Here is a 24,395-nt window from a genome sequence, read left to right on the forward strand (position 1 = left end):
TATTATATTGGATTGATTATGATTGTTTTTTCGAATTAGCACATTCTGGTGTTGGTCTGGAGGTAAATAACCTTATATTAATCTGCGTCAAGAATGTCTAAAACAGAATGGTGGAGTTGTTCAGATGTAACACCGGCAATCGGCACGATAAATATTGTGTCATCACCGGCAACGGTACCTAAAATTCCTTCTGATTTACCACAAGAGTCAAGTAATCTGGCAATTAATGGCGCCGCACCTGGAACGGTGTGAGTTACTACCATATTATCGTTAGATTCAATATCAATGATTGATCCTTTTAGCGTAGTCTTGGCTGTTGGAACGCCTTGTTCTGCTGGAAGGCAATAAACCATCTCCATTTTGGCATTACGCGTACGTACTGCACCACAGTTTGCTAATATCCGAGAAACTTTTGATTGATTAATGTTTTTAAAACCTTTACTTAGCAAAAAATCAACGATTTCTGATTGTGAGCCAATGCTCTCGTTTTTCAGCATATCTTTAAATATATTTTCTAACTCTGCTTGGTTTTTTTTACTTGTCATATTTTATTCGCATCAATTTAAATGTGGCCTAATTATGCATCACAACAGAGGTCAAACAAGTGAGCTAGGTATATTGGCGTTAATTCTCTTTCTGGCGTTGCTTATTTAATTAGTGTTGATCTGCGTCATATAATAGTCTTTTGTGATGTGCATTTTCTTGCTGGTTTTTTGTTGTTAATTTTAAAATATATCGATGATTTGAATTTTTATTTATTAAAATTAAATATTAATTGTAATGTTTATTGTCAAGGGCGGTAATTTTCTCGAAGTGTAAATGTAAGCGTAAATATGTATTTACATCAAGGTGGGTTAGTTTTTCAATTATAGTCTGTTTTTCAATCAAAGGATTAGGATTATTACGAGTAAATAATAAAAATCCTTCAAAATGTAAACCCACCGCTTAAACGGTGGGCTTACTCTTCCTATTATTGCTTAATACACATTACGTGGTAAACCCCATTTTCCATCTCAGCGCCTTCAGTTTCATGCTCGAAACCTGGGAAGGTTTCATCCCATGCTTGCAGGGCCTGTAGATAAGCAATTTGCGGGCTGGCTTGGTCACCAAAGTTTTCACCTGACATCAACATAGGAATGCCTGGTGGGTAAGGGATAACGGAGTTTGCCGCTGTTCGCCCTGCCAATTCAAAGATTGAAACTAGCTCAACATTGTCATAAACCAGTTGCGTATAGGCGGCGCGCGGCAACATATCGATTTGCGGCAAGCTAGAATAAGCCTTGTTCAATTGCTCACTCGGATTATGTGTTTTCAAGAAGTCGATCATCATGTTACCCAGTTGCTGCATGGTCATATCGCCATACAATTCCGGTGCGGTCTCTACCAGATGTGGTAGGACTTCGGATAACGATGCGTCTGCATCATAATGCTTCTTAAAGGACATCAGGCTATTCATCAGCGTTGCCCATTTACCTTTAGTCACGCCCATGGAGAACAGGAACATCACCTGGAAATCGGTAGTGCGGGTGGGCACAATCCCCAAATTAGACAGATAAGCGGTGACTAATGCCGCTGGCACGCCTTTGGCCTGCAACGATCCATCCTGATTTAGTCCTGGTGTTAACAGGCTTACCTTCACAGGATCAAGCATCACCCAATCTTCATCTAAATCTTTGAAGCCGTGCCATTCATCACTAGGCTGCAATTTCCAGCAAGACTGTTCAGTCGTCAACACGGATAATGGCGCGTCTTTAAATGGATAACTTTTACCTGTCGCCGGGTCAGTGACCACCTCGGCATTCCATGGTTTGAAGAACCAGTCGTTGTTTTTTTGCGCTTCATGGAACGCATTAGCGACTGCCTGGCGGAACTCAACGGCCTCTTCAATCACTTCAGTGGTTAAATTAATCCCTTGTTTGCCATCCATCATTGCCGCTGCCACATCGTTTGAAGCGGCGATAGAATACAGTGGCGAGGTTGTCGCATGCATCATATAAGCTTGGCTGAATTGGGCCTCTTTGATATTGCCTTTACCTTCGCGAATATGAATATAAGAGGCTTGGGACAATGCATTCAGCAACTTGTGTGTTGAGTGGGTGGCGAAAATAGTCGGTTGGTCTTTTGTATGCGCTGACTTATCGCCACGCATTGCGTGGAAGCTCTTATAAATCGGGTTGAAACGTGAATAACCGAACCAGGCTTCATCATAGTGAATACGGTCGCAGCTTTGACCTAACAACTCTTGAATCGTATCGCCGTTATAAATCAAACCATCGTAAGTACAGTTAGTGACGACACTATAAACCGGGCGTTGGTTGCTGGCTTCGCTGGCAAAATGACTTTCTTTGATCTTGGCCTTAATGGCCTCTGGCTTCATCTGATTTTTAGGAATTGGGCCGATGATGCCATAAGCGTTGCGGGTTGGTGTCATGTAGACCGGACTCACCCCTGTTAACATCAACCCCTGTTCAATGGATTTATGGCTATTGCGATCGCAGATAGCAATATCATTGTCAGTACAGCAGGCTTGCATAATGGTTCTGTTGGCACCGGAGGTTCCGACAACCAAAGAATAAGAGCGGTCTGCACCAAAAACGCCGGCGATATATTTTTCACTTTCGCCAAATGCACCGGTGTGATCGAGCATTGAACCTAGGCAGGCACGCTCAATCCCCATATCGGTACGGAAAATATTTTCACCATAAAAATCAAAGAATTTACGACCCACCGGTGTTTTGCAAAAACCAATACCGCCTTGGTGTCCCGGTGCGGACCAGGAGTATTCTTTCTCTTTGGCGTATTTCATCATTGCTGCCATCAGAGGAGGCATAATGGCTTTCTCGTAACGGGCAACAGCGGCCTGCAAGCGCCCGACGATAAAGTCAGTCGTATCATCAAGCAACAAGAAGGTTTCAGTTACTTCCCCCATCACTTCTGGCGTCACGCTGCTATTGTCGGCATGTGAATTTACCAGCAGGAAGACCGGTGCTTTTTCGTGGCGCAGTCGAAGCTGTTTCAAGAAGCTGATAATGCACTCTTTTTGCTCGGGAACCCATTCGACCATCACACAATCAACCGGTGCGGTTGAGCTTACATAAGCGGCTGCCTCAGAGTAGCTCGGCGCAAATTTTATATGCTCGCCTTTAGCCACTAATGACGTTGCAATATGATCGATAGTTTCTTCAACGGGTGTTAGCGATGCGTTTTTACTTATTGCTTTATCAACAACGACTAAATACTTCTTATCACACATAATGACCTCGCAATGGCGCTATTTTGAATAGTTTTTAATATTCATTAGATATTGAATTTTTTTAATGGCATTGCTTGCTAACGGGACGTATTTTTATTTTGAATAAAAATAAATTGCCTTGTTAGCTTTTGCTGCTCGATTCAAGTTGGAAAAACGATAAACTAAAAAGAAATAATTTTCTATAATTAAATTTAAAAAATAAATGAAAAGATAATAATTTATAAATAATGAATTCTTATTTTTTGTTGTCGAATCTCTCGCGTATCTTTTTGTTTTTGTTTGAATTATTTTGTCTTTTGTCTTTTGTCTTTTGTCTTTTGTCTTTTGTCTTTTGTCTTTTGTCTTTTGTCTTTTGTCTTTTGTCTTTTGTTTTTTATTTTAAATTCGTTTATGCATTAAATTGATCGAGGATATGTTTTGGTTGTTAATTGTTTGACTTTATATTTAGTAGAAATAATATTGCCTCAAGATTTATTCTTGATGTGAATAATCATCCGAAAATATAAGATAAATATATTTTATTGGGAAATAACTTCGTTTTGAAAATTACGCAGTTAAATAATTGGTATTTATATTGAGAATTAGTGAATTTAAATCCAGGTTAAATAAAGGGATTGTCATATGAAAACCATAAGCAGGAGAATGTAAATGGCTACAAAATCTAAGAAAATGGGGGTTGTTGGCCTAACCATATTAGTCGCAGTGAATATGATGGGATCGGGAATTATTATGCTGCCAGCTAGCCTGGCTGAAACTGGCTCAATCTCGATATTGTCATGGTTAGTCACCATTGCGGGGGCCATGTGTATTGCCTATACCTTCGCTAAATGCGGAGCATTCTGTAAGCGATCTGGCGGGATGTCGGCATATGCCGCCGAAGCACATGGTAAATCATCGTTCTTTATTGCTTCATACACTTACTATGTTTGTCTGGTTATCAGCTGTGTGGCAATAGCCGTTTCTGCTGCGGGCTATCTGGCACCATTCTTACCTTGGATAAAAACGTCCCCAATTCATACCTTTCTGACGGTTATCGCCATTTTAGTGCTAACGATGGTCGCGAACTTCAAAGGGCCTAAGATCACTGAACGCATTTCCAGCGTCACCATCTGGGGGATTATTATTCCTGTCGCGGGCTTAGCGATCATCGGCTGGTTCTGGTTCGACCCGGCATTGTTCGCCGCGTCTTGGAACCCCCATGATATGTCAACGGGCGGGGCTATTTCTTCTGGTATCTCTCTAACTTTGTGGGCCTTCCTTGGTGTTGAATCCGCAGGGGCAAACTCTGATGCGGTAGAAAACCCTGAACGTAATGTTCCGCTGGCTTGTTTGTTCGGTACCGGCTTTGCCGCTATCGTCTACATTGCGTCAACATCGGTGATTCAAGGTATTATTCCAAATGACCAATTAGTGACTTCTGATGCGCCATTTGGGTTAGTATTCTCAATGATGTTTACGCCGATGGTCGGGAAAATTGTGACTGCACTTGCCGTTATTGCCTGTATCGGTTCATTGTTAGGCTGGCAGTTTACCAATGCTCAGGTATCAAAAGCGGCAGCGGACGATCGTCTATTCCCGGCTATTTTTAGCAAAATAAGCAAAGATGATGCACCGATTGCCGGTATGTTAATTATGCTGGCTCTGGAGCTATTGCTGGCCTGTATGACAATTTCGCCAAACTTGCTCAAGCAGTTCAATACTCTGCTGAATCTGGCTGTCTTTATTAATATGGTGCCATACGTTCTATCGATGACCGGCTTGCAAGTTATGTTGCGTAAGAACCATGTTTCTAAATCGCAATACTATATTTCATCAACAGTCGGTACTGCGGCAGTTATCTATAGTATTTATGGCGTCTATGCCTGCGGTGTGGACGCCGTATTCGGCGGTTCTATTATTACTTTGGTCGGCTATATCTTCTACGGTTTCCTGGCGGGACGAGATACCGATCTTTCTATGAAGAAACAGCTGAACTAAACGGATTTCTCTTCAGAATAAAAAAACCGCCAACTTGTGAGCTGGCGGTTTTTTATTTTACTTATCTTTTATCACGATTTTTTTTCGGTGTTCTTCAATGCTCGCGAATGTCCATGCGGAACCATGCTTTCCAGGACGCCATCCCGATCGATGAAATAGTGTTTTAATGCCGCCAAAATATGCACAAGCACTAACGCTCCCATGCTCCAGGCAATAGTGAGATGCACAGTTTTTGCTAAATGCGCATATTCAGGATGCGGCGCAACCAAAGGCGGCAGATGGAAAATCCACAGCATCATAATTGGTCTGCCGACAATAGAACTCCACATCCAACCAGAAAGCGGTAAGGCAATCAGTGCAAATGCATAAAGAATAAAATGCCCCCAATGTGCAACACGTTGCAGCAATGGACTGATGCTGTTGGGTAGGGCTGGGGCGGGGTGACTTAACCGCCAAAAAACGCGGATAACAACAAGGAATATAATCGTACTGGCTAGTGCTTTATGAGCATCAACGATATCAAAATTTGGATTAAGTAAATCACTCCAATTTACTGCCAGATAACCGAGAACCCAGGCAGTTAGCCAGATAATAGCCATTACCCAATGAAGCAGTTTAGCAACGGGAGTATAGCTCTCACGAGGAGCGGTTTTAGAGGATGGGCTCACAATGAATCACCTAATAAAATGATAAATGATTCAAACGTTATAGCATGACTATATAAAAGAGTAGATAAGCAACCTGCATGAAAAATGGAAAATAAAGTGCAAGATATGTAAATTTTTTTACAGGTTATCTTTAATTTTTGAACACTAATTTATCAATAGCGATAATAGTTGATAATACGTCTTATTTATAATTTAAATAAGACATAAATCTAAGCTATTTCTTATTTTTGACTTTATTTTCACTATGCCGTTGCTCATGTTCTATTAACCACTGTTTTCTTGCCAAGCCACCGCCGTATCCGACTAATGCCCCGTTTTTACCAATCACGCGATGACAAGGAATAATAATGGCAATGCGATTAGCGCCGTTAGCAGAAGCAACGGCACGAACGGCATGAGGATTACCGATGATTTCAGCCTGATGCTGATAACTTGCCGTGCTGCCGTAAGTAATACTTTGCAACGCAGACCAGACCGAGCGCTGAAATTCACTGCCTGGCGCATCCAGTTTAACGTCAAACTGTTGGCGCTGGCCGGCAAAATATTCACCAATTTCTCGTTCTGCTTGCCGAGTATGGTCATTCTCTCCGCTGATGATACGGGCTTTAAGACGACGTTGTAGATCCTCGAATTCGGTTTCTAACATTCTCCGGTCGACAAATTCTAGTAGGCAAACACCTCGATCGGTAGCGCAAACAAACATCGGGCCGATTGGTGTCGTAAAGCGATGCAATTGAATAACGCGTGTTGCTTCTGATGGCGCATTACCCGTGAGTTTCTTACAGATATAACCAAAGCCACTCAGCGAATCATAGCCACTATCTAGTGCGACATCGGTGGTGCGCCTTCCGCCTTGAAGCTCTTGTAACGCGGTATTTATTCGTAACATGCGCTGAAAAGCTTGGAAGGTCATACCGTAATGTTTAATAAACCAGCGGCGGGTCGTTTCAGGGCTAATATTGTGCTGTTTTAGCTGCCAGTCGCTGATCCGTTCTTTAGGATTTTTACGTACTAACTCGATGGCTTGCATCACAGATTCAGGCGCCGCATGAGCATTTTCTGTCGGACGACATATCTTACAAGGTCGAAATCCTGCATCCAGCGCATCTTTAAAATCTGAATAAAAATCGACATTTTCAAACTTTGGTTTACGCGCCCGGCAGGTGGCGATGCAAAACACGCCGGTGGTTTTTACCCCGACAAAGAAAATACCGACATACTCTGATTCGCGGGCTAACAACGCTTGATAATAACGGTCGATTTGTCTGGCATCTGTAATTTGCATGCTGAAATATCCTCAGAGTTAAGCCGCCGGACGCTGATAACATCCTTGCTGTGATAGCGCCAGATTATCCGCCAGCAGGGAAGACTCACAACCGAAAACCGGACGACCATTTTTATTCTCTCTCTGATTTATCCGCGTTCCTGGCGCAGCCTGCGCCATAGTGTGGTGCGGCTAATCCCTAAATAGTCAGCCGTTGCCTGATGATTACCGGCAAATTTCTCCAACGCTTGTTGTGCTGAAAGTACCGGGGGAGGCGGTGTCGAAAATGTTTCTGTGTTTTGAAATGAGTCGGATGCATTGAGTTCTGAGTGTGCTAACTCAGGTAACAGCCTTAGGATAAAAGTAGCATCCAAAGGCCGCTGCGGCTCGGCGCTGAGAAACAGCGCAACGCGCTCCATTAGGTTACGCAACTCACGAATATTTCCCGGCCAGCGATAGTTGAGCAACAGCTCGCGGCAATGATCAAAAGCGTTAAGCATATTCTCTGGTGGTGGGGCATTCAGCGCGGTCAATGACTGGCGTAAATACCACTGTGCTAACGTCAGCACATCTTGCTGGCGTTCCCGTAGTGCGGGCAACTGTAAACGCAATACGCTCAGGCGATAGAAAAGATCGGCACGAAAGCGTCCTTGTTGCTGCCAGCTATCAAGATCACAATGGGTAGCACTGATGATCCGCACATTGACGTTAATAGGGCGATGGCCGCCGACTCGCACCACGCTGCGTTCCTCCAATACCCGTAATAAGCGAGTTTGCATCGACAATGGCATCTCGCCTATCTCATCGAGAAATAGCGTCCCGCCGTTTGCCGCTTCAAATAATCCCGCTCGTCCACCGCGGCGAGAACCGGTAAATGCGCCATCCTCATAACCAAATAATTCAGCTTCGAGTAGTGACTCGGTGATTGCGCCACAATTTAGCGCGACAAAAGGTGCACTTTTCTTATCATGGCGATTGGGCTGCCTGGCCACATATTCACGATGCAGCGCTTGTGCCACCAGTTCTTTACCGGTGCCAGTTTCGCCTTGGATCAATACGGCGGCGGGGGAACGGGCATAAAGCAAAATAGATTGGCGAACTTGTTCCATCGCCGGAGATTCACCCTGTAAATCACTGATATTATGGCGTGGACGTAATGCGTTAGGTGAAGCATAGGTGTGGTTCTGATTGACACCGGCACGGGTTAAACGAGACAAATCTATCGCGTCATTAAATGCCTGACGTACCGAATTGGCAGAATAGACAAAAATGCCAGTCAGCCCGGCTTCCATCGTTAAATCAGTGACCATTCCCTGCCCAATAATCACCTCAGTCCCTTTGGCTTTCAGCTCATTTATCTGTGCACGGGCGTCTTCTTCCGTGGCGTAGCTGCGTTGTTCAATCGGTAAATCAAACGCCTGCTGAAACTCGGCCAACTGGGGCAGGGTTTGCTGATAAGTAATGATGCCGATTTTCTCACTAATTTTTCGCGCTTTAGCCAACGCTTGCATCACATCAAAACCGCTGGCTCTGGCGGTAATCACCGGTACCGAAACACGGCTTTTTAGGTAAGCGCCGTTTGAGCCGGAAGAAATAATCACATCACAGCGTTCAGTTGCCAGTTTTTTTCTGATGAATTGCACGGCTTTTTCAAAACCGTGCGGGATCGGCGTGATAGTCGCGCGGTCATCGAACTCCAGACTGATATCGCGGAAAAGATCTGCCAATCGCGAAATAGATACTGTCCAGATCACCGGTTTATCTCCGGCTTCGCTGCTAAATAGTGAAGAGTTCGCCATCTTGTTCCTCGTTGAACGCTGTTCTGATTTCATACTTGTTTCTTTATTGTTTCATTAAGAAAAAATGAAACGAAAAATGGAACATAACTTGAAACGTAGTAGATAACAATATCAGCAGCCCAATGTCTTTGTTTAATCTCATTATTTTTATAACTGTTTGATAAATTGGTGTTATTTATTTTTGTTTGTGAATTGAGAGGTCGGTGCATAGCAGTTGGCACCCCCCTTGCTATGTTTAATAGAGGGCGTGAATAAAGAAAGCGAATAACGCATTCAACAGCAGATTAACAGGCAGGTAATTATGACTTTATCTTCACCTGGTAGCGTATTTCGCGCTGCCCTGACTCAAGAATCGCCATTACAGATTGTAGGTACCATCAATGCTAATCATGCTTTGCTGGCTAAACAGGCGGGCTATCAGGCTATTTATCTGTCCGGCGGCGGGGTAGCGGCGGGGTCTCTTGGCTTGCCAGATTTAGGTATTTCTACGCTCGATGATGTATTGACTGATGTTCGCCGCATTACCGACGTGTGCGATTTACCGTTATTGGTCGATGCTGATACAGGGTTTGGCTCCTCGGCTTTCAATATCGCTCGCACCGTAAAATCGCTAGGTAAAGCAGGGGCGGCAGCACTGCATATCGAGGATCAGATAGGCGCTAAACGCTGTGGGCACCGCCCTAATAAAGAGATCGTCAGCACACAAGAGATGGTCGACCGCATCAAAGCGGCGGTCGATGCTCGCACCGATGAGAACTTTGTCATCATGGCGCGTACCGATGCGCTGGCGGCAGAAGGCCTTGAAGCCGCGCTGGCACGCGTTCACGCCTATGTTGAGGCCGGTGCCGATATGGTATTCCCGGAAGCGGTCACTGAGCTAAATATGTATTCGGTATTTGCGAAAACCTCTGGCGCACCTATTTTAGCTAACCTCACCGAATTTGGCGTCACGCCGCTGTTTACCTTAGATGAGCTAAGAACGGTGGGAGTCGCCATGGCGCTTTACCCGCTTTCAGCCTTCCGCGCGATGAATAAAGCGGCAGAAAATCTCTATCGTGGGTTACGTCAGGCGGGTACCCAAAAGCATCTGGTCGATACCATGCAAACTCGCGCAGAACTTTATCAATGTATTAACTACTACGAATACGAACAAAAGCTCGATCGGTTATTTGCTAAAAAAGTTTAACGGCTTGCCTTACAGAAAAGGCGTCATCCATCTCTGACTATTTATATCGTTACAGAACGAGGGAATGATTATGAGCAAAGAGAATATCGACTCACAACCTACCACCTTCACACCTAAAAAATCTGTTGCCCTGTCCGGCGTTGTTGCGGGGAATACCGCTTTATGTACCGTGGGACGCAGCGGCAACGATCTGCATTATCTTGGTTACGATATTGTTGATTTAGCACAATATTGTAAATTTGAAGAAGTGGCGTATCTGCTAATCTACGGCGCGTTGCCGACCAGTGCAGAATTAGCGGCCTATAAGCAAAAGTTACGCTCACGCCGCGGATTGCCCGCTTCAGTCAAAGCCGTATTAGAAGCTTTACCCGCGGCCTCACACCCGATGGATGTCATGCGAACCGGCGTATCGGCGCTCGGTTGTACTCTGCCAGAAAAAGAAGATCACTCCGTTGCCGGTGCGCGCGATATTGCCGACAGCTTGCTAGCGTCGCTTGGGTCGATGCTGCTGTATTGGTATCACTTTAGCCATCACGGCAACCGTATTCAGGTAGAAACCGACGATGAATCAATCGGTGGGCATTTCCTGCATCTGCTGCATGGTGAAAAGCCGGACGCGCAAGCGATCAGGGCGATGCACACCTCGCTAATCTTATACGCCGAGCATGAATTTAATGCTTCGACCTTTACCTCTCGGGTGATTGCCGGCACCGGCTCCGATATCTATTCGGCGATTACCGGCGCTATTGGCGCATTGCGCGGGAAAAAACACGGCGGAGCTAACGAAGTGGCGCTGGAGATCCAGCAACGTTACGCCACGCCGGATGAAGCGGAAAACGACATCAAACTGCGACTCGCCAATAAAGAGGTGGTGATTGGTTTCGGTCACCCGGTTTATACCATTGCCGACCCGCGCCATAGCTTGATCAAACAGGTTGCACGTGAATTATCTGAGCAGGCTGGCGATAGCAAAATATTTGATATTGCCGATCGACTGGAAACGGTGATGTGGGATGAGAAACAGATGTTCCCGAATCTCGACTGGTTCTCTGCGGTGGCTTATCACCGTTTGAGTGTTCCTACAGTGATGTTTACACCGCTGTTTGTGATGGCCCGCACCTGCGGTTGGGCGGCACACATCATTGAACAGCGTAAGGATAATAAAATTATCCGCCCGGCGGCCAATTATATCGGACCCGACGATTTGCCCTTTATTCCGTTGGATAAGCGTTAATTACATAAGCGCTCATTATTTAAAACGTTAACACTCATATTATGCCTCATTAAATTGAGGCATTAAGGAATCCCCATGTCTTCATCACTCAATATTTCCACTCGTGCAGACTATGATGCCGTGCTGGTAGATATTGTCGATTATGTTATGCAGTACGATATTACTTCCAAGGTGGCGTTTGAAACCGCGCATTATTGCCTGCTGGATACGCTCGGTTGCGGGCTTGAAGCGCTGGAATACCCGGCGTGTAAAAAGTTAATGGGACCGATTGTACCGGGAACCGTTGTACCCCAAGGCGCGCGGGTGCCCGGTACGCAATTCCAGCTCGACCCAATACAGGCGGCATTTAATATCGGTGCGATGATCCGCTGGCTGGATTTTAATGATACCTGGTTAGCGGCAGAGTGGGGCCATCCCTCTGATAACCTCGGCGGTATTCTGGCTACAGCCGACTGGCTATCGCGCACGGCGGTGGCGGCAGGCAAAACACCGTTAACTTTGCACCATGTATTGACTGCGATGATCAAAGCCCATGAAATTCAAGGCTGTTTAGCGCTGGAAAACTCCTTTAATCAGGTTGGCCTGGACCATGTACTGTTAGTGAAAGTAGCCTCTACCGCCGTTGTTGCCGAGATGCTTGGGCTATCGCGTGACGAAATCTTAAGCGCGGTATCTAACGCCTGGATAGACGGACAATCGCTGCGTACCTATCGCCATGCGCCTAACGCCGGTTCACGTAAATCATGGGCGGCGGGCGATGCTACCTCGCGGGCGGTACGCCTGGCGTTGATAGCCAAAACGGGCGAGATGGGCTATCCCTCTGCGCTCACCGCTAAAACCTGGGGGTTCTATGATGTGCTGTTTAACGGCAAACCTTTTAAATTCCAGCGGCCTTATGGCAACTATGTGATGGAAAATGTGCTGTTCAAAATCTCTTTCCCGGCAGAGTTCCATGCGCAGACGGCGGTTGAAGCCGCGATGACAGTCCATCAACAATTGCAGCAGACGGGTAAACGCGCTGAGGATATTAAGCGTATTACTATTCGTACTCACCAAGCCTGCATCCGTATCATTGATAAACATGGTCCGCTGAATAACCCGGCCGACCGCGATCACTGTATTCAATATATGGTGGCGATCCCGCTGATATTTGGCCGCTTAACCGCCGGAGATTATGAAGATGGCATCGCCGCCGATCAGCGCATTGATGCGCTGCGGGAGAAAATTACCTGTGTTGAAGACCCTATGTTGACTCAGGATTATCATGACCCGCAAAAACGGGCGATCGGCAATGGCATCAGCGTGGAATTTAACGACGGCAGCACATTTGAGGAAGTGCTGGTGGAATACCCGATTGGCCACGCTCGCCGTCGTCAGGACGGGATCCCATTGCTAGTGAAGAAATTCAAAACCAACCTGGCGCGCCAATTCCCAGAAAAACAGCAGCAGCGGATCCTCGATGCTTCATTGGATCTGGAGAAACTCGTGCAAATGCCGGTCAATGAATATCTGGATTTATATGTGATTTAAAGGATCCCCGCCATACTTGACGTTGCTTTTGTGCTGGTTGGGCTTGCTTACTGCCTTGACCGAGATGAGCATGTAAAAAACGCGCCCCGTAAAATAGGGCGCGTGAGCGACTGACTATCGCTTTATTGTGACTTTTGCGAGGAATAGTGCTCGACACCATCCAAATCACCCGGTTTAGAGGTGACTGCCGGTGGTGGAAGTTGCGCTCTGATTTTTTTCACATCAGCGGCGCTCACTGCCGTTTGGCTATTCCCCCAGCCGCTGCGGATAAAGGTCGCCAAATCTGCAACTTGCTGGTCGTTAAGACGCCATCCGAAGTCTGGCATGGCCAACTGAGTCGGCGCTTTCGGTGTCGTTGGCAGACGCGAACCGTTGAGGATAATAGACACTAATCCTGTCGGGTTGGCGGAGTTGGCTAACGCGGTACCCGCCAGCGGTGGGAACACATTTGGCGCGCCTTTGCCGCTAACAAAGTGGCAGGCGGCACAGTTATCCAGATACACGCGCTGTCCGGCGGTCAGATTAGTGGCCTGGGTTAACTGATCCTCGGTTTTCTTACGCGCATCTTCAGAGAATGATTTGCTGTCACCGGCCGCATACTGCTGTGGCAAGGTCTTCAAATATTCTGCGATAGCTTTCACGTCAGCATCAGTCATATGACTGGTGCTGTGTTGGATAACCGCGGTCATCTCACCGCCAACGGCAGCATGAACGTTACGACCCGTTTGTAGATAATCAACGATATCCTGCACGCTCCAGCCATCAATACCTTTGCTGCCATCGCCACCGGCGCGCAGACTCGGCACATTCCAACCGTTAAGCTCGGTGCCTGCCAGATATTGGTCGCTGCTGTCGTCGTAGGCTTTTTCCTGCATCGAGATAGCGCGAGGCGTGTGGCAACTGCCACAGTGTCCTGCTGCCTGCACCAGATAAGCCCCGCGATTGATTTCGTCACTGCGGCTGGCGGTCGGTTTAAACGCACCGTCGTCGGTGAATAATTTATCCCAGAACATGATGCCCCAGCGCTGGTTGAACGGGAAACTCAGGTCGGTCTGTTTGGCCTGTTCTGCTACCGGCTGCACACCATGCATGAAATAGACATACAGCGCGTGAATATCCTGATCCGTCATCTTGGCATAAGACGGGTAAGGCATTGCTGGATACAAGTAAGAGCCATCTTTGCGCACGCCTTTGCGTACCGCATCGGCAAACTCTTTCTCGGTGTAATCGCCGATGCCGAATTTAGGGTCGGGAGAAATATTGGTGGAATAGATAATCCCAAACGGGCTCTTAATGCCGAGGCCGCCGCTGTAAGGTTTGTTATTGCCCACGGTGTGGCAGGCCATACAGTCGCCGGTTCTGGCAATGTATTCCCCTTGTTTTATCAGGGCGCTGTCATCAGGCGTGGTATCAGCAAAAGCCATATGGCTTGCCGCACAAGACGCCAGTGCGAAAAAGAGTGGGGCGGTGATTTTCTTCATGACGTCATCTCAACCTAATTCAACAAGCGGAGCCGGGGATTTAAGGTATTGCTCACGAATAGCCTTCGCCGAATAGAGCACAAGTGCACCCACCAGACCGGTTGGGTTGTACTGGATGTTTTGCGGGAACGCGCTGGCGCCGATAACAAACAGGTTAGGTACATCCCAGCTCTGCATATACTTGTTTACTACGCTGTTTGACGGATGATCGCCCATCACCGCGCCGCCGACCACGTGTGTGGTCTGGTAAGGCCTGACGTCAAATTGCTCACCGACTTTCTTAAAGGAGGTGGTGAAGCTAGCCGGGTTCATTTTCTTGGCAATTTCTTCAACGCGAGCCTTCATAAACGCCAGCATCTTCATGTCGTTATCATGCCAGTTAAAATTCATGCGCAATAACGGATTGCCCCAGCGATCTTTATAGGTCGGGTCTAAATCCAGATAGTTATTTTTATAAGACATATTGCTTCCATGCACTTCAATGCTCATGGTATGTCCATAATTCTCTTTAACGGCTTTCTTCCAGGCCGAGCCCCATTTTGGGGTACCCGCTGGAACCGGCGTACCTTTGATCGGGCCGCTGCCGCTCTGCGAAGTTTTGATGATCGCACCGCCAATAAAGCCTTCTTTTTTGAAGTCGATTTGGCTGGTGGCAAAATCATCGATCCCTACCGAGTTAGCACCAGCGCCAATAAAGGTATTGAAGGCTTTATCTGGGAAGGTCAGGGTCGCGCCGCCGGTACTCTGGTAGGCAAAGTTACGACCTACTACACCGCTGTTTTTCGCAGGTTCATAAGGTTTACCAATGCCGGAGAGCAGCAACAAGCGGACGTTGCTGAACGGGAAGGCACCCAGAATAACCAAATCAGCAGGCTGCTCGACTTCGTTACCTTGCGTATCAACATAAGTAACGCCAGTAGCTTTTTTGCCGCTGCTGTCCATGTTAACGCGAGTCACTTCACAGCCGGTTTTGTACTTGAAGTTCTTATAGCGTTTTAAGGCATCCATCACACAGGTTTGCGGCGAGGCTTTGGAGTAGTTAAGGCAGCCGTAATGGTCGCAGAAACCGCAGAAGTTACAGGGACCAAGCTGCATACCATAAGGGTTGGTATAAGCTTGTGAAGCAATCCCGGCTGGCGTTGGGTAAGGATGATAACCCATCGACTGCACGGTTTGCTCGAACATACTGACGTTGTAGGTTTTCTTTAGTGGTGGCAGTGGCAAAGGCGCAGAGCGGTAGCCTTCAAACGGGTTACCGCCAGCGACTTTTTTACCGTTAACGTTGCCCGCAATACCGGAGATCCCGACGATCTGCTCGAAACGAGTAATATAGGGCTCCAGCTCTTCATAACTGACCGGATAATCCTGAATCGTCATGTCGGCAGGCATCGTCTCCGCGCCAAATTTTTCTTTGACGTAGCTGTATAATCTCAACTCTTCGGGCAAGGGGCGGAAGGTATAAGCTCCCCAGTGAATCCCCGAGCCGCCTACACCAGTACCCGGCAGGAATGCCCCCATCGAGCGATAAGGCAGCGCGGTCTCTTGCTCATTACGGCGTACTGTCACCGTACCGCTGGAAAGATTTTGCATCAGTTGCAGGCGCACGGCGTAGCTGAGTTCATCGGCCATTTTTGGATAGGCGAAATCTGGCACGGTATCGCGGTCTTCACCACGTTCCAGCGCCAGCATTTCTAGCCCGGTTTCAGCCAACTCCATCGCCATTACTGAGCTGGTCCAGCCGAGACCGACAAGCACCACATCCACTTTTTTATTAACGATTTTGGACATTACAGTTCTACCCCTTTCAGGCTAACCGGTCCAACAGGGTAGTGGACATTGTATTTATCGACCCACTCATAGTAGGACGCACGAGCCCCCGGATAACCGATCATCTTCCAGGACTGCATATCTTTGTTGCCGCCGTGAATTGGATCGGCGAAATATCCCTCTTTGGTATTGTCTAACAAGAAGGAAAAGAAGGTATCTAAAGGCAAACGTGGCGAGGTAATTTCGTGTTTTTCCAACCCTTCAAGTACCGCGACTTTTTGCTCGTTAGTCAGTTCGGCAAATACCTTTTTATACTTATCCAGGCAATATTTATCGGTTTCTGCAATACCAATGCGATAAAGCTGCTGCGGGGTTAAAGGCAACTGATAACCACGATCCGCACCGGCAGAAGGATCAAATGGCCCTTCCATATACCAGGTCGCGGCATGGCCAAAATAGCCAAACATCTGCCGGTCAATAAATACTGGAACTTGTGTTTCCAGTGCGCCGGGGCCATGTTCATCGTGAGGAATTAAACAATCCACCGCTGCGCTGATAAATGCCCACTCCTCTTTCTTAAAATAGAGGGGCGTATAGTCAGCCATTGTTGGTTGAGGTGCGCTGCCTTCAGCGGCTAATACATGAGAGGGCTGGCTACCAAATAGGGCGATAGCTGGAGCCGCAACAAAGACATTTCTGATGAAATCTCTTCTGTTATTTCCAGTATTTTTTGACATGCTCTCTTGTTCCTAAATGACAAAAAATTAATAAATTATTATTAATAAAATAATTAAAAAAACTCAGTGCTATACGATCTCATAACATACTTTCTTTCTCAATAATTTATGATTGAGTGCTTTAATTGAAATTTAACTAATTGTTTTTTAATGATTATTTAATTTTCAATCTTGGTTATTTCATTTAATTGTTATTTTCATTAAGTTACATTTATTCTTTTTTTGTATATTTGAAATGTAGTACATTTTTCAAAACCCATACGAATTTTTTACCTATGTAAACTTTTGTAAGGTTTATGAATTTTTAGCCTTGCACTTAACTCTCTGATATATTTTTATTAATGATATGAGTTAGTTATTTTTTAATCGGGAAGTTGTTACGTTATATATGTAGTGTCGGGTCCTCTCTCATTTTGTGATGATTGTGATACTGCTCACCAATCTGTGGGTTGAACAACGGATAAGAATCTGCTTACTCCCTACACTTCAGAAGAGCTAGCTAATCAGCTCGCGTGATAAAATTTTTGCGCTCTATCCGCTGGGTATATTTTTTACTGACAACATGGCTAGTTGAGGCCAGCAAAGCCCGTTATACCGGCCAGGCATCAGTCATGTAGAAGGCTGTGATGACATTACCGATCCGGCCAATCCCCGCGCGGTTTCCAACTGGCCGGATCAAAAAGCGGAGGGACGCCCACGATCTTCTACGGTGGTTATTACCAAAGTGGATAGTGGAGTTATTGGGCGTTAAGGCGGTGAGACACGGCTCGAAGTGAGTGGCACCCGCAAGCGATAAGTAAAGGACTGGCTAAATTTCTCTGACGTTAGCAGACGTTTAGCCGTTTTCCCCGACATGTTCCATTCCTAATTGTTCGCATTATTTCCCATCATAGCCAATAATTATGTTTCCGAAGCTAGTCATCCGACCAGCTGTCGTTCGGGTTGCATCACTTTCCTCTTTTTCCGCCGCATGCACCCTGCACTATCCATCGCTGGGCCATTGGCACACTGATAAGGAACGGATATGAGCATCTTTAACTATCGTGATCTCGATGAAAGCACCGCAAAGGCTCGCTTCGCCGACGCATTAGCTATCTCAACCTACTCTTACCACAACATTGATAACGGATTCGCAGAGGGTTACGCCAACAACGGTTTCGGTCTCGGCCTGCCGCTGACGTTGGTCACCGCTCTCCTAGGTAATACCAACTCACAGGGCATTCTGCCGGGCGTGCCGTGGAACCCTGATTCAGAACAGGCGGCACTCGAGGCGGTAAACCAGGCCGGCTGGTCAGTCATTGGCGCCGATGCGATTGGCTATCAGGGGAAAACAGACGGCCGCGGTACTTACTTCGGTGAAAATGCAGGTTACACCTCTGCCCAGGCCGAAGTGTTGGGTAAATATGACGATGAAGGCAATCTCACCGCCATTGGCATTGCCTTTCGCGGTACCAGCGGACCACGGGAATCTCTGATTACCGACACCATCGGCGATGTGATTAACGATCTGCTGGCCGGGTTCGGCCCTGGAGGCTACTCCGAGGGGTATGTCCCGAACGCCTTCGGTAACCTGTTGAGTGACGTAGCGGCCTTTGCACAGGCAAACGGCCTGAGCGGTAAGGACATTCTGGTCAGTGGCCATAGCCTGGGTGGCCTGGCCGTGAATAGCATGGCCTCACAGAGTGACGCGCTGTGGGACGGTTTTTACACGGACGCCAGCTATGTCGCCTTTGCTTCTCCGACGCAGTATGAGGCTGACGACAAAGTGATCAACGTGGGTTATGAAAACGATCCGGTTTTCCGAGCTCTCGATGGCACATCGCTGACGTTGCACTCGCTGGGGATACACGATGCGCCGCACGCGTCTGCAACCAATAACATTGTTAACTTCAACGACCACTATGCTTCAGGGGGATGGAACCTGCTCCCTTACTCGATTCTTAATCTTCCTACTTGGGTGTCGCATCTGCCAACCCCTTATCAGGACGGCCTGAGCCGTGTGCTGGACTCTGATTTTTACTCCCTCACTGACAGAAACTCGACCATCATCGTGTCGAATCTTTCAAATCCCGCCCGGAGCGATACCTGGGTCCAGGATCTGAACCGTAACGCAGAGCCCCACAGCGGCCCGACGTTTATCATCGGCAGCGACGGTAACGACCTGATTAAAGGCGGATCAGGGAACGACTACCTGGAGGGACGCAGCGGGGATGACATTTTCCGTGACGACGGCGGCTACAACGTGATTCTGGGCGGTGAAGGCCACAATACTTTCGATACCCGCCAGGCACTGAAAAACACCGAAATCGCACGGGACGGCGATACGCTCTATCTACGTGATGCTCATGGTGGTATCACTCTGGCAGAGAATATCGACACGGTGCGCAGCAAGGAGTCCTCGTGGATCATCTTCCATAAAGAGGTCGATCATCAGGTCACCGATGAAGGGCTGAAATCTGATAGCGGTCTCCAGGCCTGGGCGTCGTCTGTCAACGGTAGCGCGGCGGATGACGTTTTGCAGGCAGGTGTCAATGATGCCTGGCTTTTCGGTAATGCCGGGAACGACATCCTCATTGGCCGCGACAGCGGTAATCTCACCTATGTCGGTGGCAGCGGTGACGATATCCTGCAGAGCGCCGGAGGCAATAACACGTTCCTGTTCAGCGGTGACTTTGGCCAGGACGTGCTGTACGGCTTTGAGGCTACGGACAAGCTGGTATTTATGGGCACCGGGGGGGCCAGCGGCGATTTCCATGACTACGCATCGCAACAGAATGGCGATCTGGTGCTGACCTTTGGCGAAAATCAGGTCACGCTTGTGGGCGTATCGCTGGAGGGATGTGGCTGCGATCAGGTAGTGCTGGCATAAGGAAGTCGGGGGGCAGCAGGGATTGCTGCCCGTTATCTGTGTTTAATTATTTATCATCATGAAAAAATAAGGAAAATTTAAATTTGGCGCGCTATCACAGACGTAGTATTGAAAACCGATCGTGACGCAAATTTAGTGGTAGTGATTGATCGTCAGTTACCATCCGATGATTTTATCGTGAATTTCTTCTGACTTTGGGAAACAGATGGTCTTACGGACAACTCGCTTAAGATGGGGTCGTAATTTAAGATTATGTTGCTCTATCCGCGGGGATATTTTTACTGGCAACATGGCTGGTTTAGGCCTGCAAAGTCCGGTATATCGGCCACGTATCGCTCATGTAGAAGGCGATATTAAACTGACTCAACAAAACCAAAAGATATTTTAATGTCAGAGCATTTCGGCGACCAATACCTTCAATCCAGCCGGGCCTTATCCTAATTTGCAGCACGCGCAAAAAGTGTTAGCTGGATGGTTGGAGCATTGGGATAAATATGGTTTTGGCATGCTAGCCATTTCTGAGCTGAGTGAGCCGCAGCAGGTGATAGGTTTTGGTGGTATTAGCGTTGTCTCGTTCGAAGGTGAGGCGATTAACAACCTCGGCTATCGTTTTGCAACCCAGGCCTGGGGCAAAGGCTATGCGACTGAGTTTTCGATATCTTTAGTTGCCGTTGCATTTGAGAAGCTGGGTTTAAGTGAGCTTTCTGCTCGCGTACGTGAGAATCACCTGCCATCGCAAAATGTACTGATTAAATCAGGACTGAAGCTGACCGGTAAAATTAACGACGTAGCAGGGGCACCCGCAAGCTTGTTGTTCACGCTCAGTCAGCGTGATTGGTCGGCAGTGGCTCCTGATTTACGTACTTAGCTCCCTGTGCATTAATTGGCGCTACTTTATGGTCTGTAAATACTTTGTGGTGTGTAAATACTTTTTAGCGTATGAAAATAGATCATATTTGTTTTTTCATATGTATGGATTATACTGCTGGCAATGTTAGGTCGTCTAAGACTGAGAAAGAATGTTGCCAATTACGCCACTACAGCTTTTCAAATACCTGTCGGATGAAACACGACTGACCATTATGCTATTGCTAAAACACAGTGGTGAGCTGTGTGTTTGTGATATCACGGCCGTGCTGGATGAGTCACAGCCTAAAACCTCCCGTCATCTCGCAATGCTCAGAAACAGCGGGTTGCTTGCCGATAGACGAGAAGGCAAGTGGGTGTATTATCGTCTTTCTCCACAAATCCCGGTGTGGATCGCCAATATTCTTGAACAGGCCTATCAATGTCAGCTCGATGACATCAGGCAATTAAGTAAAAAGATCCACAACAGTTCAGTGTCCTCTGCTGTTCGTTCAACATGTTCTTAATTTAAAAAAACATTAATATATATGATTTTTCATATGTATTTGAGGTGTCATCATGTTACTTGCCGTTGTCATTTTTATTGCTACGCTGGCGCTGGTTATTTGGCAGCCTAAAAAACTGGGAATAGGGTGGAGCGCCGTCTTTGGGGCGCTGGTGGCGCTGGCGACCGGGGTTGTACATCTGGGCGATATTCCCATCGTCTGGCAAATCGTCTGGAATGCGACCGCCACGTTTATTGCCATCATTATTATCAGTTTATTGCTTGATGAGTCGGGCTTCTTTGAATGGGCTGCCTTACACGTTGCCCGTTGGGGACAGGGCAAGGGTAAACGGCTTTTGACCTGGATTGTGCTGCTTGGCGCGATGGTTGCCGCGTTATTCGCCAACGATGGGGCAGCCTTAATTCTGACGCCGATTGTCATTGCCATGCTGCTGGCGTTAGGCTTTAGTCGTGGCGCTACGCTCGCTTTTGTGATGGCGGCGGGATTTATTGCTGATACTTCAAGCCTGCCTTTGCTGGTTTCTAATTTGGTGAATATCGTCTCGGCAGACTTCTTCAAGCTGAGCTTTAACGATTACGCCTCGGTCATGGTGCCGGTCAATATCGCAGCGATTGTGGCGACCTTGGTCATGCTGCATCTATTTTTCCGCAAAGAAATTCCTGTCACTTACGATCTGGCCAAACTTAAACAACCTCGCTTGGCGATTCGCGATGCGGCCACCTTTAAAACGGGTTGGATTGTGCTGGCATTATTGCTGGTTGGTTTCTTTGGTTTAGAACCGCTGGGCGTGCCGGTTAGCTTGATCTCTGCCGTTGCCGCATTACTCCTTTATGTGGTGGCTCGCAAAGGCAACATCATCAATACTGGCAAAGTCCTGCGCGGTGCGCCGTGGCAGATAGTGATCTTCTCGCTGGGGATGTATCTGGTGGTTTATGGTCTGCGCAATGCCGGGTTGACCGATTTCCTTTCCTCGATTCTTAACCAACTTACCCAGCACGGATTATGGATAACTACGCTGGGAACCGGTTTCCTGACCGCATTTTTATCGTCAGTGATGAACAATCTACCAACGGTACTGATCGGTGCTTTATCGATTGAGGGCAGCTCAGCAACGGGATTATTAAAAGAGGCGATGATCTACGCCAATATTATCGGTTGCGATCTTGGGCCCAAAATCACGCCAATCGGCAGTCTGGCGACCTTGCTTTGGTTGCATGTACTGGCGCAGAAAAATATCAAAATCTCGTGGGGATACTATTTCCGCGTCGGCATTGTGATGACCGTGCCGGTACTGTTCGTCACGCTAGCCGCCTTGGCTATCCGACTGTCTATTTAGCCTGAAATCCCAGGAGATAATCACCATGACTGATATTACCATTTACCACAATCCAGCCTGTGGTACATCGCGCAACACATTGGCATTGATCCGCAATAGTGGTGTTGAACCAGAGATTATTCTCTATCTTGCCACGCCACCGTCGCGTGAAAAGCTGATAGCACTGCTGACGCAAATGGGCATTAGCGCGCGGGAATTGCTGCGCAAAAATGTCGAGCCTTATGCGCAGCTACAGCTGGCCGAAGACCATTTTAGCGATGAGCAGTTAATCGATGCCATGCTTGCTCATCCGATCCTGATTAACCGCCCGATTGTTGTTACGCCGCTGGGAACCAAACTTTGCCGCCCTTCGGAAGCCGTGCTCGATATTCTGCCTAATCCTCCGCAAAAACCTTTTGTGAAAGAGGATGGAGAGTGGGTGATTGGCGCAGATTTACAGCGTGTTTCTGCATGGAATGGAGATAAGTAAATGAAAACGACTGTAGAAGATCTTACCAATGTTGATACGACGTTATTCGAACCTAATCTCAGCATTGAACGCTTTAATCTTGAGCCTGCTCGCCATCAGCCAAGAATACTCATGCTTTATGGATCACTGCGTGAACGTTCTTTTAGCCGCTTGGCAACGGAAGAGGCGGCACGATTACTGACGGCGATGGGAGCCGATGTGCGTATCTTTAATCCTTCCGGTTTACCGCTCCCTGACGATGCGCCTGATACGCATCCCAAAGTTGCCGAATTGAGAGAGCTAGTCCGCTGGTCTGAGGGAATGGTGTGGTGTTCGCCGGAACGACACGGCGCAATGACTGGCATTATGAAAACACAAATTGACTGGATACCTCTGTCCGAAGGTGCGGTGCGGCCATCTCAAGGAAAAACCTTAGCTATCATGCAGGTGAGCGGCGGCTCGCAATCTTTTAACGCCGTTAATCAGATGCGTATTCTCGGGCGTTGGATGCGGATGATCACTATCCCTAACCAATCCTCCATTGCTAAAGCCTGGCAGGAATTTGATGATGCTGGCCGAATGAAGCCTTCGGCTTATTACGACCGTATTGTCGATGTGATGGAGGAGTTGATGAAATTTACCTTACTCACACGTGGAAATTCAGCCTATCTCGTTGACCGATACAGTGAAAGAAAAGAGAGTGCCGCTGAGTTATCGGCCAGAGTTAACCAGGTAAAGATTTAAATGCCAACAAAGCAATCTCCCTGTAAATAACAGGCCAGCGAGCTAATATCTTGCTCGCAGCACAGTTGGACATCTTCAGCGAACCCCCGTTCGATAAGTTCAACCGCTGAGCTGCATTCGCGTAGCGGTTGGTGCTGGCGCTGTGCCGATTGCTGGTAGCTCGCGAGGGCTATTTGCGCTTCTGGGGACAGGCGTTTGTGCTGCCAGTGAGAAATAATGCCACCGGCGGCAATCAAATCCTCAATGGCAGGGCGTAGCGAGCCATCTGGCCATTTCTCCCCGGCGGGCACCAGTAAAATGCGCTGAAAATTCTCACAGGCTTTCGCCGTGGCGTGCAGATTTCGCAAGTTGGCGCTAAACACCTTAGCCGATAACGCTTTGGCTTGAAATGTCAGCGCTGAACCGTTGGGGGAGGGCAACACGAGTCGATGCCCTGTAGGCAGCGAAGATATCGATACCGGTGATAACGAGAAGCCTTGACCGGTAAAACGGCGGTCGATATTAGCGCTTTCAACGCCTATCGATGCCGCGTATTCGAGCGCCCGGTGATCTTTCCATTGAAAGGGATAAATCACCGCCTGGCGATCGCAGGCGATACTGACACAGGTTGAAAACGACATCACATCAATAATAATGATGCAATCTGCCTCAGGCCCTAACTGCGCAATGGCGTTGGGGCCCCATTCCAGACGAACGTCACAATCCTGCTGGGAGAAGTAGCTCATCTGC

The 24,395-nt window shown here is 47.6% G+C and carries 19 protein-coding genes and 2 pseudogenes; 10 read left to right on the forward strand and 11 right to left on the reverse strand.

The features are described from left to right. Window positions 1–77: 77 nt before the first annotated feature. Together argR and adiA are read right to left on the reverse strand one after the other, a co-directional pair. The gene (argR, locus tag ACL9RG_RS18630) at window positions 78–545 is read right to left on the reverse strand and encodes a transcriptional regulator ArgR (protein ID WP_422794132.1); all 468 of its coding nucleotides are present in this window, start codon (window positions 543–545) and stop codon (window positions 78–80) included. A gap of 425 nt (window positions 546–970) precedes the next feature. Beyond that, a complete protein-coding gene (gene adiA, locus ACL9RG_RS18635; RefSeq protein WP_422794133.1) occupies window positions 971–3,253 on the reverse strand; it encodes an arginine decarboxylase in 2,283 nt (760 codons plus the stop codon). Between the two features lie 648 nt (window positions 3,254–3,901). Here adiA and potE point away from each other — a divergent pair. Next, window positions 3,902–5,230: a putrescine-ornithine antiporter gene (gene potE / locus ACL9RG_RS18640; RefSeq protein ID WP_422794134.1), complete on the forward strand. Its 1,329-nt coding sequence runs from the start codon at window positions 3,902–3,904 to the stop codon at window positions 5,228–5,230. Between the two features lie 71 nt (window positions 5,231–5,301). Here potE and ACL9RG_RS18645 read toward each other — a convergent pair whose 3' ends face one another. The 3 genes from ACL9RG_RS18645 to prpR all read right to left on the reverse strand — a co-directional run bounded on the left by ACL9RG_RS18645 (window position 5,302) and on the right by prpR (window position 8,961). Beyond that, complete coding sequence (locus ACL9RG_RS18645) at window positions 5,302–5,898, reverse strand: cytochrome b (protein ID WP_422794135.1); 597 nt, start codon at window positions 5,896–5,898, stop codon at window positions 5,302–5,304. Between the two features lie 214 nt (window positions 5,899–6,112). Continuing rightward, entirely contained in the window at window positions 6,113–7,183 is a 1,071-nt protein-coding gene (locus ACL9RG_RS18650) for a bifunctional transcriptional activator/DNA repair enzyme AdaA (RefSeq protein WP_422794136.1), read from the reverse strand. A gap of 128 nt (window positions 7,184–7,311) precedes the next feature. Continuing rightward, a complete protein-coding gene (gene prpR, locus ACL9RG_RS18655; RefSeq protein ID WP_422794176.1) occupies window positions 7,312–8,961 on the reverse strand; it encodes a propionate catabolism operon regulatory protein PrpR in 1,650 nt (549 codons plus the stop codon). Between the two features lie 301 nt (window positions 8,962–9,262). Here prpR and prpB point away from each other — a divergent pair, with 301 nt between their 5' ends. The 3 genes from prpB to ACL9RG_RS18670 all read left to right on the forward strand — a co-directional run bounded on the left by prpB (window position 9,263) and on the right by ACL9RG_RS18670 (window position 12,911). Then, the gene (gene prpB, locus ACL9RG_RS18660) at window positions 9,263–10,147 is read left to right on the forward strand and encodes a methylisocitrate lyase (protein WP_422794137.1); all 885 of its coding nucleotides are present in this window, start codon (window positions 9,263–9,265) and stop codon (window positions 10,145–10,147) included. 70 nt (window positions 10,148–10,217) lie between these two features. Continuing rightward, entirely contained in the window at window positions 10,218–11,381 is a 1,164-nt protein-coding gene (gene prpC / locus ACL9RG_RS18665) for a bifunctional 2-methylcitrate synthase/citrate synthase (protein ID WP_422794138.1), read from the forward strand. Window positions 11,382–11,456: 75 nt separating this feature from the next. Further along, window positions 11,457–12,911, forward strand: a complete 1,455-nt coding sequence (locus ACL9RG_RS18670) for a bifunctional 2-methylcitrate dehydratase/aconitate hydratase (protein ID WP_422794139.1) — start codon at window positions 11,457–11,459, stop codon at window positions 12,909–12,911. A gap of 122 nt (window positions 12,912–13,033) precedes the next feature. Here ACL9RG_RS18670 and ACL9RG_RS18675 read toward each other — a convergent pair whose 3' ends face one another. From ACL9RG_RS18675 to ACL9RG_RS18690, 4 genes and pseudogenes are all read right to left on the reverse strand, one after another. After that, window positions 13,034–14,335 (reverse strand): c-type cytochrome, encoded by a 1,302-nt coding sequence (locus ACL9RG_RS18675; protein ID WP_422794177.1) that lies wholly within the window; start codon window positions 14,333–14,335, stop codon window positions 13,034–13,036. Window positions 14,336–14,401: 66 nt separating this feature from the next. Continuing rightward, window positions 14,402–16,180 carry a GMC family oxidoreductase gene (locus ACL9RG_RS18680; RefSeq protein WP_422794140.1) on the reverse strand — a complete coding sequence of 593 codons (1,779 nt, stop codon included), beginning with the start codon at window positions 16,178–16,180 and terminating at the stop codon, window positions 14,402–14,404. Next, the gene (locus ACL9RG_RS18685) at window positions 16,180–16,896 is read right to left on the reverse strand and encodes a gluconate 2-dehydrogenase subunit 3 family protein (RefSeq protein ID WP_422794141.1); all 717 of its coding nucleotides are present in this window, start codon (window positions 16,894–16,896) and stop codon (window positions 16,180–16,182) included. The genes ACL9RG_RS18680 and ACL9RG_RS18685 overlap by 1 nt, the downstream gene beginning before the upstream one ends. A 508-nt stretch (window positions 16,897–17,404) precedes the next feature. After that, window positions 17,405–17,518 (reverse strand): annotated as a pseudogene (locus ACL9RG_RS18690) (IS1 family transposase); the annotation flags it as partial. Between the two features lie 402 nt (window positions 17,519–17,920). Here ACL9RG_RS18690 and ACL9RG_RS18695 point away from each other — a divergent pair. Beyond that, the gene (locus ACL9RG_RS18695; RefSeq protein WP_422794142.1) at window positions 17,921–19,765 is read left to right on the forward strand and encodes a polyurethanase; all 1,845 of its coding nucleotides are present in this window, start codon (window positions 17,921–17,923) and stop codon (window positions 19,763–19,765) included. Window positions 19,766–19,921: 156 nt separating this feature from the next. Here the strand turns inward: ACL9RG_RS18695 and ACL9RG_RS18700 are convergent. Then, a pseudogene (locus tag ACL9RG_RS18700) lies at window positions 19,922–20,174 on the reverse strand (IS1 family transposase); the annotation flags it as partial. Between ACL9RG_RS18700 and ACL9RG_RS18705 the strand changes: the two are divergent. From ACL9RG_RS18705 to arsH, 5 genes are all read left to right on the forward strand, one after another. Then, window positions 20,163–20,633 (forward strand): GNAT family N-acetyltransferase, encoded by a 471-nt coding sequence (locus ACL9RG_RS18705; RefSeq protein WP_422794178.1) that lies wholly within the window; start codon window positions 20,163–20,165, stop codon window positions 20,631–20,633. The pseudogene ACL9RG_RS18700 and the gene ACL9RG_RS18705 overlap by 12 nt on opposite strands. A 151-nt stretch (window positions 20,634–20,784) precedes the next feature. Beyond that, a complete protein-coding gene (locus ACL9RG_RS18710; protein WP_422794143.1) occupies window positions 20,785–21,138 on the forward strand; it encodes a metalloregulator ArsR/SmtB family transcription factor in 354 nt (117 codons plus the stop codon). Between the two features lie 52 nt (window positions 21,139–21,190). Beyond that, entirely contained in the window at window positions 21,191–22,474 is a 1,284-nt protein-coding gene (locus ACL9RG_RS18715) for an arsenic transporter (protein ID WP_422794144.1), read from the forward strand. 25 nt (window positions 22,475–22,499) lie between these two features. Next, on the forward strand, window positions 22,500–22,943 hold the full coding sequence (gene arsC / locus ACL9RG_RS18720) for an arsenate reductase (glutaredoxin) (RefSeq protein WP_422794145.1): 444 nt from the start codon (window positions 22,500–22,502) through the stop codon (window positions 22,941–22,943). Next, window positions 22,944–23,666 (forward strand): arsenical resistance protein ArsH, encoded by a 723-nt coding sequence (gene arsH, locus ACL9RG_RS18725; RefSeq protein ID WP_422794146.1) that lies wholly within the window; start codon window positions 22,944–22,946, stop codon window positions 23,664–23,666. Here arsH and ACL9RG_RS18730 read toward each other — a convergent pair. After that, on the reverse strand, window positions 23,663–24,391 hold the full coding sequence (locus ACL9RG_RS18730) for a 2-phosphosulfolactate phosphatase (RefSeq protein WP_422794147.1): 729 nt from the start codon (window positions 24,389–24,391) through the stop codon (window positions 23,663–23,665). The genes arsH and ACL9RG_RS18730 overlap by 4 nt on opposite strands. Window positions 24,392–24,395: the final 4 nt, after the last annotated feature.

The sequence above is a fragment of the Rouxiella sp. Mn2063 genome, assembly GCF_049319665.1.
Classification (GTDB): domain Bacteria; phylum Pseudomonadota; class Gammaproteobacteria; order Enterobacterales; family Enterobacteriaceae; genus JBMOUD01.

Coding starts and splice junctions, on each gene's coding strand:
- argR (WP_422794132.1), bottom strand. CDS start 545: ATGACAAGTAAAAAAAACCAAGCAGAGTTAGAAAATATATTTAAAGAT.
- adiA (WP_422794133.1), bottom strand. CDS start 3,253: ATGTGTGATAAGAAGTATTTAGTCGTTGTTGATAAAGCAATAAGTAAA.
- potE (WP_422794134.1), top strand. CDS start 3,902: ATGGCTACAAAATCTAAGAAAATGGGGGTTGTTGGCCTAACCATATTA.
- ACL9RG_RS18650 (WP_422794136.1), bottom strand. CDS start 7,183: ATGCAAATTACAGATGCCAGACAAATCGACCGTTATTATCAAGCGTTG.
- prpR (WP_422794176.1), bottom strand. CDS start 8,961: ATGGCGAACTCTTCACTATTTAGCAGCGAAGCCGGAGATAAACCGGTG.
- prpB (WP_422794137.1), top strand. CDS start 9,263: ATGACTTTATCTTCACCTGGTAGCGTATTTCGCGCTGCCCTGACTCAA.
- prpC (WP_422794138.1), top strand. CDS start 10,218: ATGAGCAAAGAGAATATCGACTCACAACCTACCACCTTCACACCTAAA.
- ACL9RG_RS18670 (WP_422794139.1), top strand. CDS start 11,457: ATGTCTTCATCACTCAATATTTCCACTCGTGCAGACTATGATGCCGTG.
- ACL9RG_RS18675 (WP_422794177.1), bottom strand. CDS start 14,335: ATGGCTTTTGCTGATACCACGCCTGATGACAGCGCCCTGATAAAACAA.
- ACL9RG_RS18680 (WP_422794140.1), bottom strand. CDS start 16,180: ATGTCCAAAATCGTTAATAAAAAAGTGGATGTGGTGCTTGTCGGTCTC.
- ACL9RG_RS18685 (WP_422794141.1), bottom strand. CDS start 16,896: ATGTCAAAAAATACTGGAAATAACAGAAGAGATTTCATCAGAAATGTC.
- ACL9RG_RS18695 (WP_422794142.1), top strand. CDS start 17,921: ATGAGCATCTTTAACTATCGTGATCTCGATGAAAGCACCGCAAAGGCT.
- ACL9RG_RS18710 (WP_422794143.1), top strand. CDS start 20,785: ATGTTGCCAATTACGCCACTACAGCTTTTCAAATACCTGTCGGATGAA.
- ACL9RG_RS18715 (WP_422794144.1), top strand. CDS start 21,191: ATGTTACTTGCCGTTGTCATTTTTATTGCTACGCTGGCGCTGGTTATT.
- arsC (WP_422794145.1), top strand. CDS start 22,500: ATGACTGATATTACCATTTACCACAATCCAGCCTGTGGTACATCGCGC.
- arsH (WP_422794146.1), top strand. CDS start 22,944: ATGAAAACGACTGTAGAAGATCTTACCAATGTTGATACGACGTTATTC.
- ACL9RG_RS18730 (WP_422794147.1), bottom strand. CDS start 24,391: ATGAGCTACTTCTCCCAGCAGGATTGTGACGTTCGTCTGGAATGGGGC.